14 protein-coding genes are annotated in these 18,386 nt (G+C 62.2%); 1 reads left to right on the forward strand and 13 read right to left on the reverse strand.

From position 1 onward, the window contains the following. Positions 1–3 precede the first annotated feature (3 nt). The 3 genes from HNP33_RS14415 to HNP33_RS14425 form a co-directional block, all read right to left on the reverse strand. A complete protein-coding gene (locus tag HNP33_RS14415; protein ID WP_184709649.1) occupies positions 4–918 on the reverse strand; it encodes a TIGR03915 family putative DNA repair protein in 915 nt (304 codons plus the stop codon). Between the two features lie 2 nt (positions 919–920). After that, positions 921–2,249: a putative DNA modification/repair radical SAM protein gene (locus HNP33_RS14420; RefSeq protein ID WP_184709647.1), complete on the reverse strand. Its 1,329-nt coding sequence runs from the start codon at positions 2,247–2,249 to the stop codon at positions 921–923. 152 nt (positions 2,250–2,401) lie between these two features. Continuing rightward, positions 2,402–3,370, reverse strand: a complete 969-nt coding sequence (locus HNP33_RS14425) for a hypothetical protein (RefSeq protein ID WP_184709645.1) — start codon at positions 3,368–3,370, stop codon at positions 2,402–2,404. Positions 3,371–3,558: 188 nt separating this feature from the next. Between HNP33_RS14425 and HNP33_RS14430 the strand changes: the two genes are divergently transcribed. Next, a complete protein-coding gene (locus HNP33_RS14430; protein ID WP_184709643.1) occupies positions 3,559–4,617 on the forward strand; it encodes an asparaginase in 1,059 nt (352 codons plus the stop codon). Positions 4,618–4,710: 93 nt separating this feature from the next. Here HNP33_RS14430 and HNP33_RS14435 read toward each other — a convergent pair whose 3' ends face one another. From HNP33_RS14435 to aceE, 10 genes are all read right to left on the reverse strand, one after another. Continuing rightward, positions 4,711–5,637 carry an aminotransferase class IV gene (locus tag HNP33_RS14435; RefSeq protein WP_184709641.1) on the reverse strand — a complete coding sequence of 309 codons (927 nt, stop codon included), beginning with the start codon at positions 5,635–5,637 and terminating at the stop codon, positions 4,711–4,713. 120 nt (positions 5,638–5,757) lie between these two features. Beyond that, positions 5,758–6,759: a tripartite tricarboxylate transporter substrate binding protein gene (locus HNP33_RS14440; protein WP_184709639.1), complete on the reverse strand. Its 1,002-nt coding sequence runs from the start codon at positions 6,757–6,759 to the stop codon at positions 5,758–5,760. A 338-nt stretch (positions 6,760–7,097) separates the two neighbouring features. Then, positions 7,098–7,661, reverse strand: a complete 564-nt coding sequence (locus HNP33_RS14445; protein WP_184709637.1) for a hypothetical protein — start codon at positions 7,659–7,661, stop codon at positions 7,098–7,100. 223 nt (positions 7,662–7,884) lie between these two features. Beyond that, positions 7,885–8,577 carry a response regulator transcription factor gene (locus HNP33_RS14450; protein WP_184709635.1) on the reverse strand — a complete coding sequence of 231 codons (693 nt, stop codon included), beginning with the start codon at positions 8,575–8,577 and terminating at the stop codon, positions 7,885–7,887. Beyond that, positions 8,574–10,268 (reverse strand): sensor histidine kinase, encoded by a 1,695-nt coding sequence (locus HNP33_RS14455; RefSeq protein ID WP_184709633.1) that lies wholly within the window; start codon positions 10,266–10,268, stop codon positions 8,574–8,576. The genes HNP33_RS14450 and HNP33_RS14455 overlap by 4 nt, the downstream gene beginning before the upstream one ends. A gap of 219 nt (positions 10,269–10,487) precedes the next feature. Next, entirely contained in the window at positions 10,488–10,787 is a 300-nt protein-coding gene (locus HNP33_RS14460) for an FHA domain-containing protein (RefSeq protein WP_184709631.1), read from the reverse strand. A gap of 539 nt (positions 10,788–11,326) precedes the next feature. Next, complete coding sequence (locus HNP33_RS14465; RefSeq protein WP_233464536.1) at positions 11,327–11,728, reverse strand: hypothetical protein; 402 nt, start codon at positions 11,726–11,728, stop codon at positions 11,327–11,329. 287 nt (positions 11,729–12,015) lie between these two features. Next, positions 12,016–13,836, reverse strand: coding sequence for a dihydrolipoyl dehydrogenase (gene lpdA, locus HNP33_RS14470; RefSeq protein WP_184709629.1), 1,821 nt, complete (start codon positions 13,834–13,836; stop codon positions 12,016–12,018). A 15-nt stretch (positions 13,837–13,851) separates the two neighbouring features. Then, on the reverse strand, positions 13,852–15,513 hold the full coding sequence (aceF, locus tag HNP33_RS14475) for a dihydrolipoyllysine-residue acetyltransferase (RefSeq protein ID WP_184709627.1): 1,662 nt from the start codon (positions 15,511–15,513) through the stop codon (positions 13,852–13,854). A gap of 20 nt (positions 15,514–15,533) precedes the next feature. Then, the gene (aceE, locus tag HNP33_RS14480) at positions 15,534–18,239 is read right to left on the reverse strand and encodes a pyruvate dehydrogenase (acetyl-transferring), homodimeric type (protein WP_184709625.1); all 2,706 of its coding nucleotides are present in this window, start codon (positions 18,237–18,239) and stop codon (positions 15,534–15,536) included. Positions 18,240–18,386 lie beyond the last annotated feature (147 nt).

Below are 18,386 nucleotides of genomic sequence, written 5' to 3' on the forward strand. Positions count from 1 at the left end.
AATTCAGGATTCACTGCCCTCGCCAGCGGCCTCACCTTGATCCTGGTCATCGCCTTTCGCGGCCAGCATGTGCCCGGTGCGGCTGCGGGCCGTGGCAACCAGGGTGCTGATCGCCTGGGTTTCAGGCAGATTTTTCCAGTAGCGGCGCGGCATTTCGCGCAGCATGGCCTGTTCCTTGAGGCGCGCGGGGTTGAAGGTGGATTGGTAGTAGGCAAGCCAGAGCGACTCGCCCGCATCGGGCCCGGGCGCCTGGGCCGCCGTTGCGCCGGGCGCCCAGCGCAGGGTTTGCAGATCCCACAGCACGCTGCAATCGGGGGTGAGAATGGCCCAGCGCATATTGGTGAAGCGCCGCATGAAAAAGCCTGAGGCTGCGCGCACGATGTAGTGCTCTGGCTCGAACCAGGCCATGTGCAGTGGCTCACCGCTCGCGTCCTGCGCGGGTCGAAAACGCACAAACGCATGCATTTTGTGGATTTCGCGCCCTACGGCATGGGCGAGGCGCTCCAGATCTCGCCAATCAGTATCCAGCGCATCGCCTGCCAGCCGGGGCGTGCGCAGCACGCGCCAGAGCCAGCGGTAGCACAGCGCAAACCGCCCCGGGTTGCGATGGCAGCAGGCATCACGCAGCACGGCCAGCTGTGGTTTTCGGATATGCACGGGCCTGCCAGGCGTCGGCGCCAGGCGGTCCAGCGCATCGGGGCTCAGTACCCGGTCTTGCTCAGCTGGGGAAGCGCTGTTGGCAAACAGGTCGTCCTCCGCTACGCGGGTGGCCAGCGTGTCATTCCACCGCCAGTGAATGTCGTCAGGTGCAGCGCCCAGCGCCAGCAATGCCCGCGCCGCTTGCCGAAAGCCCGCAAAATCATCGGGTGCCTCCAGCATGACGGTCAGCATCTGCCCATTCTTCAGCAAGGCCTGCATGGTCAGAACAGTGCCATCTGGCCCGCAGCAGCCAGGCGCATGCCACTGTGCCTGCGCTGCGCGGCGCCCTGCGCCATCTGCGCGATCAGCTGTTCGCGCAATTGGACGCTCTCCAGCGCGCCTGGGCGCGGGTGGTAATCGGCCAGCTCCACAAAGGCCAGTACCTTGGCGCTGGCCACATGCAGTTGCTGCAGATCGGCCAGCCGCAAGCTGCGCACGCTTCGCGCGGCCAGCAGGCGCTCCACGCTGCGCCCGCCCAGGCCGGGTACGCGCAGCAGCCATTCCCTGGGTGCGCGGTTCAGGTTGATAGGGAAATGCTGGCGGTGCGCCAGCGCCCAGGCCAGCTTGGGGTCGATTTCCAGATCCAGCATGCCAGCGGCGCCGGGGGCGATGATCTCCTCATGCGCAAAGCCGTAAAAGCGCATGAGCCAGTCGGCCTGGTACAGACGGTGTTCGCGGATCAAGGGCGGCGCCTGCAGCGGCAGATCTGCCGATGCATCTGGTATCGGGCTGAAGGCCGAGTAGTACACGCGGCGCAGACGGTGGCCGGTGTAGAGCGCGCTGCTGGTGCGCAGAATGACGGCATCGCTTGTGCCATCGGCCCCCACGATCATCTGCGTGCTTTGTCCGCCCGGCGCGTAACGCGCTGGCGTGGCGCGCCGCGCACGTTGCGCGCCGGGTAGCGAGACGGGCTTTTGGGCAGCGTGCGCCACGCTCTCTTGCCTTGCCTCTTCGATATGCCTGGCGACGTCGCCCATGGCCGATGCAATGCCAGAAGCATTTTTTTCGGGAGCAAGCTGCTGGAGGCCTTGGGAGGTGGGAAGCTCGATATTGATGCTCAGGCGGTCTGCATAGCGCCCGGCAAGCGCCAGCAACTGGGGGTCTGCATCGGGAATGGTCTTGAGATGGATGTAGCCGCGAAAATCATGGTCTTCGCGCAGGCTGCGTGCCACTTCCACCAGCTGCTCCATGGTGTAGTTGGACGACTGGATGATGCCGCTGGAAAGAAACAGCCCCTCGATGCAGTTGCGGCGGTAAAAGTCCAGGGTGAGCGCCACCACCTCAGCCGCCGTGAACCGCGCCCGCAGCACATTGGAGCTTTTTCGATTGATGCAGTAGCGGCAGTCGTAGATGCAGAAGTTGGTGAGCAGTATCTTGAGCAGCGAAACGCAGCGGCCATCTGGCGTGTAGCTGTGGCAGATGCCCATGCCTTCTGCCGACCCCATGCCCTTGCCATCCAGCGAGTCACGTCCCTTGACGCCGCTGGAAGCACAGCTGGCGTCGTACTTGGCAGCGTCGGCCAGGATGCGGAGCTTGGCGATGGTTTGCATACGAATACTGTAAATAACAACAGTATTTTAGCAAGCTTGGCATGCCAATCCGCCCAGCGACCCTGTGAATAGAAAAATATCGGTATAGAGGGCCTTCGACCCTTTTCCACAGGGCGCACTGCGCTCTCTATTGAATGGAGATACAACCGGACTCAGGCAGCCAGCTGGCGAATGCGCTGCACCTGGGCAGTTGGATCGGAAGCGCTGGCGCCAAACTCCGTGGCAAACCACTTTCTCTCGTCCAGTTGCCGCGCGTCCATCAGGTGCAGATCGGCTGCCGTTTCGGTGCGGGGCAGCAGCACCAGGGCTTCGGCGCCGCGCTTCCATACCGTGTTGGGCAGGTCTTGCATATGAGCGGCGGTGTGAGGCTCTTGCAGCACGGGCGGGCCAAAACGCTGCCGCAAATCGGCCAGCAGCGGTGCAATGGGCACATCCTTGTATTCCACCGCGATGCTGACCACGGCTCTGTCGCCCTCCGCGCGCAACTGCGGCTCGGCAAACAGCGGCGCTTCCCCCGTGCGCCAGGGGCGAATGATACCGTCCGGCATCTGCTCTGCCACGATGCCCAGCCTTTGAAACGGTACCCCCAGCACATTGCCATACAGGCCCCATGCAGCCTCTGCCAGAGCCTGCGCGTTCTCCACCGTGGCCGCTGTGCCTGCGGGCCAGTTGGCCAGGACCAGCGCCACGGCCTTGGCCCAATCGGGCTCGCCTGACATGGCGCGGGCCTGCAATCTGGCGGCTGCCGATACGGGCGATGTTGCCTGGGGATCAGCAACGCCCAGCTCGGCCAGTGCCGCGAGCCACAAGCGATCTCGCAAACGACTGGCCTGCATGTCGAGCCCCCAGTCCGGTACCACGGCCAGCGCGGGTTGCGCCGTCAATGCCAGTACCACCGGCAAACCCAGACACAATGGCGGCGCCGATTCGCTGCCGTCGCCAGTCTTGCGCGGCAGGGTGAAAAATTGATCACTGGCAAGGTCTGGCATCAGGGCGCTGCCGGTTTGGGCAACCGCCTGCGATGCGGCGCCCTGCTTCTGGCAGGCTGCCAGCGCTGGCAGCAGAAACACGCTGCTGCTCCATGCCAGCCAGCGCCTGCGTGTCGATGGTTGTGTATGCATTGCCGCGCATTGTAGGGGCCGGTTAAGCGCGCGACAGCTCGCACGGTGCGAAACCGCACGCAGCACCCACAATGCTCTTGCCTGCGGCCATCCCCATCCATACCCAACGTACACGACGCGCGCAAAACACACAGCGTGCGCCCATGTGCATTGCATGCAGGCAATTGACCTTATAAGGAGACCCGTCCATGCCCCTGTTCCGCTTTTCTCTGCTCGCTACTGCACTGGCTGGCCAGATGCTCGCTGCCCCCGCCTTTGCGCAGGACAAGCCCACCGTGCAGTTCATTGCTACCGGCGGCACGATTGCGATGAAGATCGATCCGGTGAAGAACGCGCCGGTACCGGCCATCTCGGGTGACGACCTGCTTGCCACCGTGCCAGACGTGGGCATGTATGCGCAAATTCAGGTGAACAACCTCTCGAACGTGCCGTCCGACTACATGGACCCGGCCCGCTGGGTGCAATTGACGGCTGCCGTACAGGCCGCCTTGGAAAAACCCGAGGTGGCAGGCGTCATTGTCTCGCACGGCACCGACACCCTGGAGGAGACCGCCTTCTGGCTTGATGTGACCGTGCAGTCGCCCAAGCCCGTTGTGCTGATCGGCGCGCAGCGCAATGCCTCGGTGTCGGATTTTGATGGCCCACGTAACCTGCTCAATGCCGTGCGCATTGCCGTCGATCCTCAGTCGCAAAACAAGGGCGCCATGCTGGCCATGAACAACCAGATCAACGCCGCCCGCTACGTGACCAAGACGCACACGGCCAATGTGGAGACATTCCGCTCCGGCGAATACGGCTTTCTGGGCGAGGTCTACCCCGACCGCGTGGTTTACGGCAATGCACCGGTGCGCCGCCAGCACATCGCCATTGCGACGCAGACCATGCCCGAGGTGGAAATCTTCCCCATGTACGGTGGCGCCAACGGAGAGGCGGTGCGGCAGGCGGTGGATCGCGGCGTCAAGGGTATCGTCATCGACGCGCTGGGCATGGGCAACATGAATGTACCCATGCTGAACGCCTCCAAGTACGCCATGGGCAAGGGGGTGCCCGTGGTCGTCACCACCCGCGTGCACAACGGCCGTGTGATGCCCAGCTACGGTTTTGAAGGCGGCGGCAAGACCTCGTACGACGCAGGCGCCATCATGGCTGGCGACCTGAAGGCGCCCAAGGCGCGTATCCTGCTGATGCTGGCACTGCAGGCGGGCCAGAAGGAGCGCGCGCAGCTGCAGGCGCTGTTCGACAAGTAGGCTGGCCCGGTAGTCTTCCCGCCCCCGCTCCTGCCCATGTCTGCGCAGACCAGGCAGGTCACTTACTGGTTGCAGGGGCCAGCTGGGCCGCTCTCAGTGGCTGTAATCTACGGGGTCGCGGTAGGCCGCCTCGTCATGCATGGCCCAGTAAGCTTCCTGCAGCCGCTGGGTGACGGGGCCAGGGCCAGGCAAACCGGTGAGCGCCACCCCGTCAATCTTGGAGATGGGCATGACGCCGCCAGCCGTCGAGGTGATGAACACCTCGTCTGCCGTGCGCAGCGCCTGCTGCGTTACCGGCTGGGCATGCGCGGTAATGCCCAAGCGCTGGCACAGCTCCAGCGCCGTCTGGCGCGATATGCCCATCAGAACCCCGCGCGCCGGGGTGCTCACCACACCGTCCTTGACCATGAAGAGGTTGAAACCCGGCCCCTCGGCAATATGGCCTGCTCCATCCACCACGCAACTGGTGTCATGCCCGCCGTCGTACGCGTCGAACAGCGACTGCACCAGATCGAGCCAGTGGTAATTCTTGACCGTGGGGTCGACCGACTCCGGGGCGATGCGCACGCGCTGGCTGATGTGCAGGTCCAGCCCCTGCTTCTGTTTTTCGGGGCTGGCAATCCATACATAGGGCAAGGCGTAGGCATAGAAGCGGTTTTCTGCCAGACGCGGATCGCGCACCCCCTTGGGCGCCACGCCGCGTGTACACACCATGCCCACATAGGCGCTTTGCAGGCCAGCGGCGCGCACGCAACCGTGCAGGATTGCGCGTACCTGGGCCTTGTCATACGTAATCTGCATGCGCAGCGCCTGCATGCTGGCAAAAAACCGCTCAATGTGGGCATCCAGGCGAAAGAAAGCGCCCTGCCACACACCCACCACGTCATAGGTCACGTCCGATCGGGTAAAGCCCCAGTCAAACAGAGAAACCTTGGCTTCGGACAGTGGCACATAGGCACCGTCGGCAAAGGCGCAACCGCCGTCCAGGCTGGATGCGGCGGGCGGAGTGGGAAGCGTCATGGCAAACCTCATGAAGTGAACATGGCAAACGCCCAGCTTAGGCTCGCCACCGGCGCATGGCTGTCGCCTTGGGTGCATCAGCGCCTGCCAGCGCAGCACGCCCTGAGAACTATCAGAAATTTACTCCGCCGTTGCCCCCGACTGCTTGACCGCCCGGCCCCACTCCACGATCTCGCTCGCCACAAAGCGATCCATCTCTGCGGGCGTGGTGGGAGCGGGCTCCGACCCACGGTCGCGGATGAACTTTTGCATATCTGCGCTGTTCAGGATGGCCACGGCTTCCAGGTTCAGCCTGTCCACCACGGCCTGCGGCGTGCCTTTGGGAGCCATCAGACCCAGCCAACCCACAGCTTCAAAACCCTTGAACTCGGGCAGACCGGATTCGGCAATGGTGGGCACATCCGGCAACTGGCTTGACCGAGTGGCCGATGTCACCCCCAGCGGCACGGCCTTGCCCGCCTGGATATTGGCGAGCGCGGCAGTGACGGAGTCCACCATCAGCGGCACCTGGTTGCCCAGAAAATCGGCCTGTGCCGGGCCGCTGCCTTTGTAGGGAATGTGTTCCAGCTGCAATTTGGCGCGCGCTTTCACCATTTCTGCGCTTAGATGCTGGGTGTCACCGATGCCGGCGCTGGCATAGCTGAGCTTGCCTGGCTCTGCGCGGGCCTTGCCCACCAGATCATTCATGGTTTTGATGCCGGTGGCCGGGTTGGCCAGAAAGACGAGCGGCACCTTGGCAACCAGGGTGATGCCGACCAGATCGACACGCGGGTCAAAGTTCACCTTTTTGTAGAGCGTCTGGTTCACGGCCATGGCGCTGCCAGCCACCAGCAGGGTGTAGCCATCCGGGGCGCTGCGCACAACCTGCTCGGTACCGATGTTGCTGCCAGCACCTGCCTTGTTCTCCACCACCAGTGGCTGGCCGAGCTTTTGGCCCAGTTTTTCTGCAATGGCCCGGGCGAAGATATCGGTCGCCTGGCCGGGCGGGAAAGGCACGATGAGCTTGATCGGCTTGTCGGGGTATGCAGCAAGCGCAGGCGACGATGCCACCACCAGCAAGGCAGCGGCAAGCAAGGATGCAGAGGGGCGGCGCGGGCTCGTGGGTGCAGCAGGTGTTTTCATGGGGCGTGTCTCCGGCCGTCCAAAGGCCATTTGGCAGCCGCCTCTATGCCTGCGCAGTAGTACGACGCGGGAGCGCTGCCGGGTGTTCTCGATAGCGCCGATCTTCGTCGATACCCCGTCATCCTGTAATAGCGACGTGTCTCCGAGATAACTGGTCACACGGCGAGAGGCTAAAAAGAGGCCGAAACACAGGGATTTGACTTTCGCCGCAGAACCAGGAGGACCGGTCCCAAGGACGCGCATGGGGCGCAGGTGTTCCGGAAGGAGGCCCAGGCCATTACCAGTGCCAGCGGCAGCGATCAGGTTCCAGCAGTAATGACCGGTGTCAATTACAGGTGTCAATTACCGGTATACGGCAGCGATGAATGGTGCACCACGATGCGCAGCTTGCCTGCATCGTCCTTGACGAAGCTCCAGGTCTTGTCCACCGAGGTCACTTTGCCATCCTTACCTGTGAAGATCACATTGCCCATCGTGCTGGCGGATCCACCAGCGATGAAGATACCTGCATTGGCAATTTCACACTTTGTCCACCCCTTGAGCGCGAAGCCCGTGTCTTTGGGATAGGCCGGGTCTCCGCCCACAAAGTAGGCAAGCGCGCCTTCGCGGCTGGTACGGAAAGCCTGGGGCGCCATGGCCAAGGTTGGCTTGAACAGCACGGCCCCCATCTGGTAGCCATATGCCTCGTCGATGACTTTCTCTGCGAGCGCCTTGGCTGCCGCCGGGCCGCTGCTGGTGTTGGTACTGCTGATATCCACCAGCGCCTTGCACCAGGCCTGCTGCGCAGCCAGCACTTCGGCTTCGGAGATGGCGTGGTTGACGACCGGCCCCCTGGCAGCTGCAGGCAATGCGGCGATACCCATGAGAATGCTGGCGACGGTGATGCAGGTGAGTTTTTTCATGCTTTGGATCGATTGAAGTGGTCAGATCCCACTCTGGCGCGAGAGCCAGCGTGGCACTACAGTTCACCAAAGCAACATGAGCGGCCTCTGAAGCCCGCGTTAAGGCAACGTGAGCAGAAGATGAACAGGTGATGAACACGCCCCATCGCCCTGCTTTGCAAGCTGCGCGCAAGGCATGCCGCAACCCGCTTGAACCACGAATGGCACGAGAAGAAAGCGCAGATCAATCCGCCATGGCATCCAACCGATAGCCAAAGCCCCGCACGGTCTTGATGAGCATCAAATCATGACCGTCATCAATTTTGGCGCGCAGCCGCCGCACATAGACGTCGACGACGTTGGTCAGCGGGTCTTCATTGGTTCCCCAGACATTGGAGAGAATGCGTTCGCGGCTGTACACGCGGCCCGGCGCGCTCATGAGCAGCTCCAGAAATGCCAGCTCTCGCGCGGTCAGCATGATGGGTTGCCCAGCCCGGCTGGCCTGCATGCGCTCCAGATCGAGCACCAGATCAGCCACCTGCAACGTGCTGGCCCGGGGCCGTTGCTCCCGCCCCCTGCGCAGCAGCGCCTCGATACGGGCCAGCAACTCTTCAAACACGAACGGCTTGGTAAGGTAGTCATCCGCCCCCAGTCGCAGGCCGTTGACCTTGTCTTCCGTATTGCTCAGCGCGCTGAGCATCAGCACAGGCATGTGGCGGCCTTCGGCGCGCAGGGTCTGGCACAGCTCCAGACCGCTGAGCCCGGGCAGCATCAAGTCCAGCAGCAGCAACACGCCGGGTTCGGCGCCACGCGCCATGGCCAGGCCCTCCGGGCCGGTGCGAACCAGCTCTACCCGATAGCCCTCAGCCTTGAGGCCGCGCTCCAGAAAATCCGCCACCCGCACATCGTCTTCCACCACCAGGATCTGGTTGTTCATGCTGCCACTCCTGCCTCTTGCCCTGTGCTCTGCGCGACCCTGCGCGCTGGTGTCGCCATCCACGGCAACGCAATGCGCACCTCCGTGCCCTGCTTTGGCACGCTGGCAATGGCAATACGGCCCTGGTGCCTTTGCACAATCGACTGGGCAATCGACAGGCCGATGCCTGTGCCATCCGCCCGGTGGTCGCGCGCGCGCCGTCCGCGCAAAAATCGCTCAAACACGCGCGGCAGTTCATCCGCATCAATGCCTATGCCCTCGTCACGCACCACCACTTCGATCTCGGGCTTCTCGCCTTCGCCTGCTCCCCTCTGCAGAGCAATGCGCACCGTGCTGCCCCGCTCTGAATAGCGCACGGCATTGTCCAACACGATTACCAGCGCCTGGCGCAGCCGGTCCGCGTCCGCGTACACGGCCACGGAGCCGGTTGGCATGGCGGTGCCAGCATCGGCTCCATCATTGGTATTCCACACCACCCGTACGCCGTGCGGAGCCCCCAGCGCAGCGGCCTGATCTACCACGTCAGCCAGCAGATGACGCAGGTCCATCCAGGATGGGTGCATCACCAGTTGATCGGCCTCCGCCTTGGCAGTGAACAGCAGATCGTGGATGACACGGGTGAGCTGATCCACCCCGCCTACGATGCGCCCAAGCGCCTGGCGATACTCTTCGGCCGGCCGGTCGCCTCCGCGCAGGGCAATCTCGGCTTCGCCGCGAATTGAGGTGGCGGGCGTGCGCAATTCGTGGCCCAGATCGGCAAACAGCTGGCGGCGGCGATGGTCCAGATGCTGCAAGGTCTGGTGCGCTGCACTCAACTCCTGGGTGCGCGCCTCTACCGCGTCTTCCAGCTCGCGCCGCGCCGCGTCTGCCCTCGCGCGGTGCTGCTGCAGCTCGGCAGCCATGGCATTGAAGTGCTGGGCCACACGGTCGAATTCATCCTTGGAGCCAGTGGCCACGCGATGATCCAGCGCCCCGGCCTGCAGAGCCTGCGTGCCTTGCAGCAAGCGGTCCAGTGGGCGCTGCAGCCGCCGCTTGAGGTTCAACGCCAGCACCACGGCCAGTACCAGCGTGACGACGGCCATGCCAATGGCCTGCACGCGCAGCGAATTCAGCCCGCGTTCGGTAGCGGCACGCGCTATCGGGACAGCAGCACGCTGGCGGGCAATGGCCCCCTTGATCAATTCGCGCAGATCGCGCCCGCGAGCCAAGTCGAACACCTGTGTCAATTCCGCCCAGAGCGCCGGGAAATCGGTGCCCTGGTCCAGCGGCACCAATTGCGCCAGCCTTGCCTCGACGGCCCGGATATTGTCATGCAGCAGCTCCGTCACGCTCACGAGCTGGGGCACTTCGGGCGGCATGCGCACATTCTCGCGGTGCACCATTTCTGTCCATAAGGCCAGGTCGCGCCGTGCCAGGTCGTCCAGATTGGCGGCGCTGGTGTACATCGCATCCACCAGTCGATCACGCTGCTCGGGCTGGACGCCAGTGTTCATGAGGCGCTGCATGGCCCAGACTCGCAGGCGCTGCTTGTTGGCAGAAAGATCCAGCAGCTCGGCCTGGATATCGCTGGCAAGCCTGCTGTGCTGCGCATAGTCGTTGACGCGATTGGTTCCCCAGTACACAAAGGCGGCCTGGACGCACACCAAAGCTACCAGGGCAGCAAATGCCAGAGAAAGTCGAGCGCGGTACATGATGGGAAAACGCCCCTCCGCAATCACGGAGGGAAATCAGGGCGTAGCTGACAGGTTCCAACAATCACCTGCCGAGACCGGACTGGAGCGGCCGCTGCATTGCACCTTCCTGACCACGGCTTGACCCGGGCATGGAGGCGGCGGCTCCGTCACAGGAACTTTAGCCTACCGATATGCAGTTTTCGGGAGCAAGCCCCATTGATTATTTTGAACTGCGAACTATGCAGACAGGTGCAGCTTGTCGGAACGCCCGGCCAGTTCAGAGCCGCTTGTGACAGTGATCTTGTACTCTCCTACGGCCACACGGTCACCGGCATAGAGGACTTGCCGTTTGACGCGCACGCCATTGACGAATGTGCCGTTGGCACTGTCATGGTCTTCCACCGTCAAGATGCCGAGGTAGTAGGTAAAGGCGCCGTGGTCACGGCTGACACTGGGGTCTTCCAGTTGAATTCTGCAGCTTTGACCACGGCCGATCAATGTGCTGCCCCTCCCCAATGTGAGGGAGCCTGGAGACATTCTGGAGCGAGAACTGATCTGGATTTTTGGAAGCACTTTAGACACCTGTCAAGTCATCAAAACCACAAAAAAATGGCCTCAGAGGTGCTAACACTTTCAGATAAGTAGGCCCGAGGTTGAAACGAAGCGAGGCCGCAATGGCGTGCCCGAGGCACACAAAGCGGAGGCTGCGAAGCACCGCGGTCGCGTTGGCAACTCTTTAATGGAAACAAAGCGTAATTGTCCCGCATGGTGAAGGTTTTGATTGAGAACAATAGCAAACGCGCACATTGCAAAATTTCATGCTGCAGCGCCCTGTCAGCAGCTATTGCACGGGTGATCCGCGTAATGCACGTAATGGGTGTATCGGATGCATTGCAGCTGCCTTCTGTCTGGCGAGCAGATCATGCCCCGCATCCACTTCTGCCTCTGGCCATAGTTTGGGAAAGAGAAAACGCAGCGCATGCTGGGGCATGCCAAAGCGCACCTTTCCTTGCGAACTGTCGCTTTTGAGCAGGCCACGCTTGATCAACGCGCCCAAGGCATCGGTTGCCATGCGGTCACCCAGGCCCAGCACCCTCGGCCACATCCCAGTCCTGTTCGGGCAGGCGGCCAAACAGTTCGCGGTGCAGATCCTGTATGCCTGCCAAGCTGTAGAGAGCGCGCGCGCCCTCTTCGCCCTGATAGCGCTGCTCCAGCGCAGCTTCTGCCTCGATATGGGCAACAGCCAGACGCTGTTTGGCTGCCAGTTCTTTGTTCGCCGAGAAATCCCTGGACAAGGCCTGCTCGATCTCGTGTGGGCGGGTATGCAGGCCCTCGATGCGATTGGTGTAGTAGGAATTCATGCTGCGCAGCAAGGTACGCAGCTCGGGCGGAATGCGTTTGCCCGCCAACGCAGTTGCAGCACGCGCCACGTCACCCACCCTGGAGAGCAAGGGCTCCATGGCACGGTCTGAGGGCATCAGGGGTTCAAACTGGTGGGGAGACGCATATAGCGCAACCATATGCCAAATTTACATCATCATCAAATAATTGATTTCATTAGATAAAATATCAAAAATCAAAATAATATTGCCAAGTTTTTTGCCACGATAATTACTAGGTCGGCGCTATGTGTACAAACGCCCCCAGGTTGGTCGATTCTGAGGGCATTGCCTGCAACGCTGCGCCCGCTACATCGCCCACCAGCTTCAACAACAAAAAAAGGCAGCCCGAGAGCTGCCTTTGGCATTGACGCAAATCCGCCGATTTACTTGCGAGCGGGCGGAACGTCCGTGCAAGTGCCGTGCGCCACTTCTGCCGCCATGCCGATGCTTTCGCCCAGTGTGGGGTGTGGGTGGATGGTCTTGCCGATGTCCACGGTGTCTGCGCCCATCTCGATGGCCAGGGCGATTTCACCAATCATGTCGCCAGCGTGCGTGCCGACGATACCGCCCCCCAGAATCCTGCCGTGGCCATGGGCCTCTGGCGAGTCATCGAACAGCAGCTTGGTGAAGCCTTCGTCACGGCCATTGGCAATGGCGCGGCCCGACGCTGCCCAGGGGAACAGGCCCTTCTTGACTTTGATGCCCTGCGCCTTGGCCTGGTCTTCGGTCAGACCCACCCATGCCACTTCGGGGTCGGTATAAGCCACGCTTGGGATCACGCGGGCATTGAAGGCGGCCGAGGCCAGCTCCTTGTTGCCCTGCAGTTCACCAGCGATGACTTCGGCGGCCACATGCGCTTCATGCACGGCCTTGTGTGCCAGCATGGGCTGGCCCACGATGTCGCCGATTGCGAAGATGTTGGGCACATTGGTGCGCATCTGGATGTCGACATTGATGAAGCCACGGTCGGTGACGGACACTCCAGCGGCTTCGGCGCCGATCTTCTTGCCATTGGGCGTGCGGCCTACGGCCTGCAGCACCAGGTCGTATACCTGGGGCTCGGGCACGGTGACGCCGTCCTTGGCGGGCTCGAAGCTGACCTTGATGCCTTCGGGCGTGGCCTCGGCACCCACGGTCTTGGTATTGACCATGATGTTGTCAAAGCGCGGCGCGTTCATCTTCTGCCAGACCTTGACCAGATCGCGGTCAGCGCCCTGCATCAGGCCGTCCATCATCTCCACCACATCCAGGCGTACGCCCAGCGTGCTATAGACGGTGCCCATTTCCAGGCCGATGATGCCGCCGCCCAAGATCAGCATGCGCTTGGGCACGCTCTTCAAGGCCAGTGCGCCGGTCGAATCGACAATGCGCTCGTCCTTGGGCAGGAAAGGCAGATGCACGGCCTCGGAGCCTGCAGCGATGATGGCTTTCTTGAACTGCACGACTTTCTTGGTGCCGGTCTTCTCCTGGCCGTCGCCCGAGGTTTCCTGCACTTCGATGTGGTTGGCGCTCACAAAATTGCCATAGCCGCGTACGATGGTGACCTTGCGCATCTTGGCCATGCCTGCGAGGCCGCCGGTCAGCTTGCCGATCACTTTTTCCTTGTGGCCCCGCAAGGTATCGATATTGACCTTGGGCGCGCCGCCGTAGTCGATGCCCAGCGCAGCAAGGTGGCTGACCTCGTCCATGACCGCGGCCACGTGCAAGAGCGCCTTGGAAGGAATGCAGCCCACGTTCAGGCACACGCCGCCCAGCGTCTTGTAGCGCTCGATCAAAACGACCTTCAGACCCAGGTCTGCCGCGCGGAAAGCAGCAGAGTAGCCGCCAGGGCCACCGCCCAGCACCACCACGTCGCAGTCTTCATCGACTTGGCCGCTGTAGTTGCTTGCGATGGGGGCAGGAGCCGCTGGCGCTTGCGCTGCGGGCGCCGGAGCCGGTTGTGGTGCGGGTGCCGATGCGGCGCCCTCCGCCGCTTCCAACGACAGGATCACTGAGCCTTCGGCAACCTTGTCGCCGATCTTGACCTTGAGTTCCTTGACCACGCCAGCGTGGCTCGACGGGATTTCCATCGAGGCCTTGTCCGACTCCACGGTGATCAGCGACTGGTCCTTGGCGACGGTATCGCCAGGCTTTACCAGCAGTTCGATCACGCCCACTTCAGCGAAATCACCAATGTCGGGGACTTTGATATCTACGATTGCCATAGTGTGCGTCTCCGATTACAGGATGATGCGGCGGTAATCCGCCAGCACCTGGCCCAGATAGGCATTGAAGCGTGCGGCAGAGGCACCGTCGATGACGCGGTGGTCGTACGACAGCGACAGCGGCAGCATCAGGCGCGGCACGAACTGCTTGCCGTCCCACACCGGTTTGATGGCCGATTTGGACAGGCCCAGAATGGCCACTTCCGGCGCGTTCACGATGGGCGTGAAGTGCGTGCCACCAATGCCACCCAGCGACGAGATGGAGATGCAGCCGCCTTGCATGTCGGCAGCGCCCAGCTTGCCGTCGCGCGCCTTCTTGGCCAGCTCGCCCATTTCTGCGCTGATCTGGATGATTCCCTTCTTGTCGGCATCCTTGAGCACCGGCACGACCAAGCCATTGGGCGTGTCAGCGGCAAAGCCGATGTTGAAGTACTGCTTGTAGACGAGCGTGTCGCCGTCCAGGCTGGTGTTGAACTCAGGAAATTTCTTGAGTGCAGCAACCAGCGCCTTGATGACGAAGGCCAGCATGGTGACCTTGACGCCACTCTTCTCGTTTTCCTTGTTGGTGGAGACACGGAAGGCTTCGAGCTCGGTGATGTCCGCTTCGTCGTTGTTGGTGACGTGCGGGATCATGACCCAGTTGCGGTGCAGGTTGGCGCCCGAGATTTTCTTGATGCGCGACAAATCCTTGCGCTCCACGGCGCCGAACTTGCTGAAATCCACCTTCGGCCATGGCAGCAGGTCCATGCCTACGCCAGCGCCACCGGCAGGTGCCTTGGCAGCCTGGGCCTTGGTCTGCACGGCACCAGCCATCACCTGCTTGGTGAAGTTCTGCACGTCGTCCGCCGTGATGCGGCCCTTATTGCCCGAACCCTTGACCTCTTCCAGCGGCACGCCCAGTTCACGCGCAAACTTGCGCACCGAAGGCGACGCATACGGCAGGCTGCCGGTAGGCGCCACGGTCGGATTGTGTGCGGGCACAGCAGCGGCAGGTGCGGCGCTCGCGGGCGCTGCCTGCGAGGATGCCGGCGCCGCTGCAGGCGCTTCTGCCTTGGGGGCGGCCTGTGCAGGTGCTGCAGCAGCTGCGGGCGCAGTTGCCGTACTACCTTCGAGAACCGCCACCAGATCGCCCACGTTGACCTTGTCGCCGATCTTGATCTTGAGCTCCTTGACCACCCCGGCGGCGGGCGACGGGATTTCCATCGAAGCCTTGTCGGATTCCACGGTAAAGAGCGACTGCTCCTTGGTGACGGTGTCGCCCACCTTCACCAGCAGCTCGATCACGGCCACATCCTTGAAGTCGCCAATGTCAGGGACGTTGACGTTGATGGGGCCCGACGCAGCAGGTGCTGCTGCGGGTGCGGGGGCCGGTGCAGCCTGCACAGGTGCTGCGGCCGGAGCCTGGGTAGCCGCTGCAGGTGCGGGTGCCGCAGCGCCACCGGCTGCTTCCATCTTGATGATGACCGAGCCCTCGGCAACCTTGTCGCCGATCTTGACGAGGATTTCCTTGACCACGCCTGCGTGGCTGGACGGAATCTCCATCGATGCCTTGTCGGACTCGACGGTGATCAGCGACTGGTCCTTGGCGACAGTGTCGCCAGGCTTGACGAGCAGCTCGATCACGCCCACTTCTGCAAAGTCACCAATATCGGGAACTTGAATGTCAATCAATGCCATTGTGTTGTCTCCTGCTGGCTTTAAGCGTAGAGCGGGTTGATCTTGTCGGCGTTGATGCCGTACTTGGCAATCGCATCGGCCACCTTCTGTGCAGGCAGCTTGCCTTCATCGGCCAGCGCCTTCAGGGCTGCCACGACGATGTAGTGGCGGTCGATTTCGAAGTGCTCGCGCAGCTTGCGGCGGAAGTCCGAGCGGCCAAAGCCGTCGGTGCCCAGCACCTTGTAGGTGCGGCCAGCAGGAACGAACGGACGAATCTGCTCGGCGTACGACTTCATGTAGTCGGTCGAAGCGATCACCGGGCCGGTGCTGCCTGCCAGCTCTGCCGTCACGAAAGCCACCTTGGGCGCTTCGGTCGGGTGCAGCATGTTCCAGCGCTCGGCATCCTGGCCGTCGCGGGTGAGTTCGTTGAACGATGGGCAGCTCCACACGTCGGCGGCAATGCCCCAATCCTGGGCCAGCAGTTCCTGGGCGAAGAAGGATTCGCGCAGGATGGTGCCCGAGCCGAGCAGCTGCACGCGCTGCTCGCCCTTGCCACCCGACTTGCACAGGTACATGCCCTTGAGAATCTTGTCCTCGGTGCCGGGCGTCAGGCCTGGCATGGCGTAGTTTTCGTTCAGCAGCGTCAGGTAGTAGAAGACGTTTTCCTGGTTCTGCACCATGCGGCGCAGGCCGTCCTGCATGATCACGGCCACTTCATGGGCGAAGGTGGGGTCGTAGCTGATGCAGTTGGGAATGGTACCCGCCAGGATGTGGCTGTGGCCGTCTTCGTGCTGCAGGCCTTCGCCGTTGAGCGTGGTGCGGCCCGAGGTGCCGCCCAGCAGGAAGCCGCGTGCCTGCAGATCGCCTGCGGCCCAGGCCAGATCGCCAATGCGCTGGAATCCGAACATCGAGTAGTAGATGTAGAACGGAATCATGATGCGGTTGCTGTGGCTGTAGCTGGTTGCCGCTGCAATCCAGCTGGACATGCCGCCCGCTTCGTTGATGCCTTCCTGCAGGATCTGGCCCTTGGTGTCTTCCTTGTAGTACATCACCTGGTCCTTGTCGACCGGGGTGTACTGCTGGCCATGCGGGTTGTAGATGCCGATCTGGCGGAACAGGCCTTCCATACCGAAGGTACGGGCTTCGTCCACCAGGATGGGCACCACACGGGGGCCGACTTCCTTGTCGCGCAGCAGTTGCGTGAGGAATCGCACATAGGCCTGCGTGGTCGAGATTTCGCGGCCTTCCGGCGTGGGCTCCAGCACTGCCTTGAAGGTGTCGAGCGAAGGCACGGTGAACTGCTCGTCGGCCTTGGCGCGGCGCTGGGGCAGGTAGCCGCCCAGGGCCTTGCGGCGCTCGTGCAGGTACTTCATTTCCGGAGTGTCGTCAGCCGGCTTGTAGAACGGCAGGTCGGCGATCTGGCTGTCCGGGATGGGGATGTTGAAACGGTCGCGGAAGGCCTTGATGTCCTCGTCAGCCAGCTTCTTGGTCTGGTGGACATTGTTCTTGCCTTCGCCAACCTTGCCCATGCCAAAGCCCTTGACGGTCTTGACCAGCAGCACGGTAGGCTGACCCTGGTGGTTCTGTGCCGCGTGGAAGGCAGCGTAGACCTTTTGAGAGTCGTGGCCGCCGCGCTGCAGGTTCCAGATCTCGTCATCGCTCATGTGCTCGACCATCTTGAGCGTGCGTGGATCGCGGCCGAAGAAGTTCTTGCGGACGTAGGCGCCGTCATTGGCCTTGAAGGCCTGGTAGTCGCCGTCGTTGCATTCCATCATGATCTTGCGCAGCGCGCCATCGTGATCCTTGGCGAGCAGTGCATCCCAGCCCTTGCCCCAGATCAGCTTAACCACGTTCCAGCCAGCACCGCGGAACTCGCCTTCCAGTTCCTGGATGATCTTGCCGTTGCCACGCACCGGGCCGTCCAGGCGCTGCAGGTTGCAGTTGATGACGAAAACGAGGTTGTCCAGGTTTTCACGCGCAGCCAGGCCAATGGCACCCAGGGATTCGACTTCGTCCATTTCGCCGTCGCCACAGAACACCCAGACCTTGCGGTTTTCGGTGTTGGCAATGCCGCGGGCATGCAGGTACTTCAGGAAACGCGCCTGGTAGATCGCCATCAGCGGGCCCAGCCCCATCGAGACGGTAGGGAACTGCCAGAAATCAGGCATCAGCTTGGGGTGCGGATAGCTGGAGAGGCCCTTGCCATCCACTTCCTGGCGGAAGTTCAGCAGTTGCTCTTCGGAGATGCGGCCTTCGAGGTAGGCGCGGGCATAGATGCCGGGCGAGACGTGGCCCTGGATGTAGAGGCAGTCACCGCCGTGGTTTTCGCTCTCGGCGTGCCAGAAATGGTTGAAGCCGGCGCCAAACATGCTGGCCAGCGATGCGAACGAGCCGATGTGACCGCCCAGGTCGCCGCCTTCGGGCGGGTGAATGCGGTTGGCCTTGACAACCATGGCCATGGCGTTCCAGCGCATGTAGGCGCGCAGACGCTGCTCAATTTCGAGATTGCCGGGGCTGCGCGCTTCCTGCTCAGGCTCGATGGTGTTGACGTAGCCGGTATTGGCAGAAAACGGCAGGTCCACGCTGTTCTGGCGAGCATGCTCCAGCAGTTGTTCGATCAGCGAATGGGCGTATTCCGCGCCTTCTCGGTCGATCACTGCGGACAGCGCATCCATCCACTCGCGGGTTTCTTGGTTGTCGGTTCGGGGGGCGGCGCCTACGGCCTTTTGTTCAGATGGCTCGGACATGCTATGCGTCTCCTTTGGATTGAACTATTGCGAATGACTTTGCCAGAGTTTCTCACATTTTCCGCATATTTCAAATAGCGGTCTTCATTTTCATATTATGGAAAAATGCTGCAAACGCACAATTGACGGGCGTTTGCGCTGGCTGCA

The organism is Comamonas odontotermitis (assembly GCF_014207855.1).
In the GTDB taxonomy this organism is placed as follows: Bacteria; Pseudomonadota; Gammaproteobacteria; order Burkholderiales; family Burkholderiaceae_C; genus Comamonas; species Comamonas odontotermitis_A.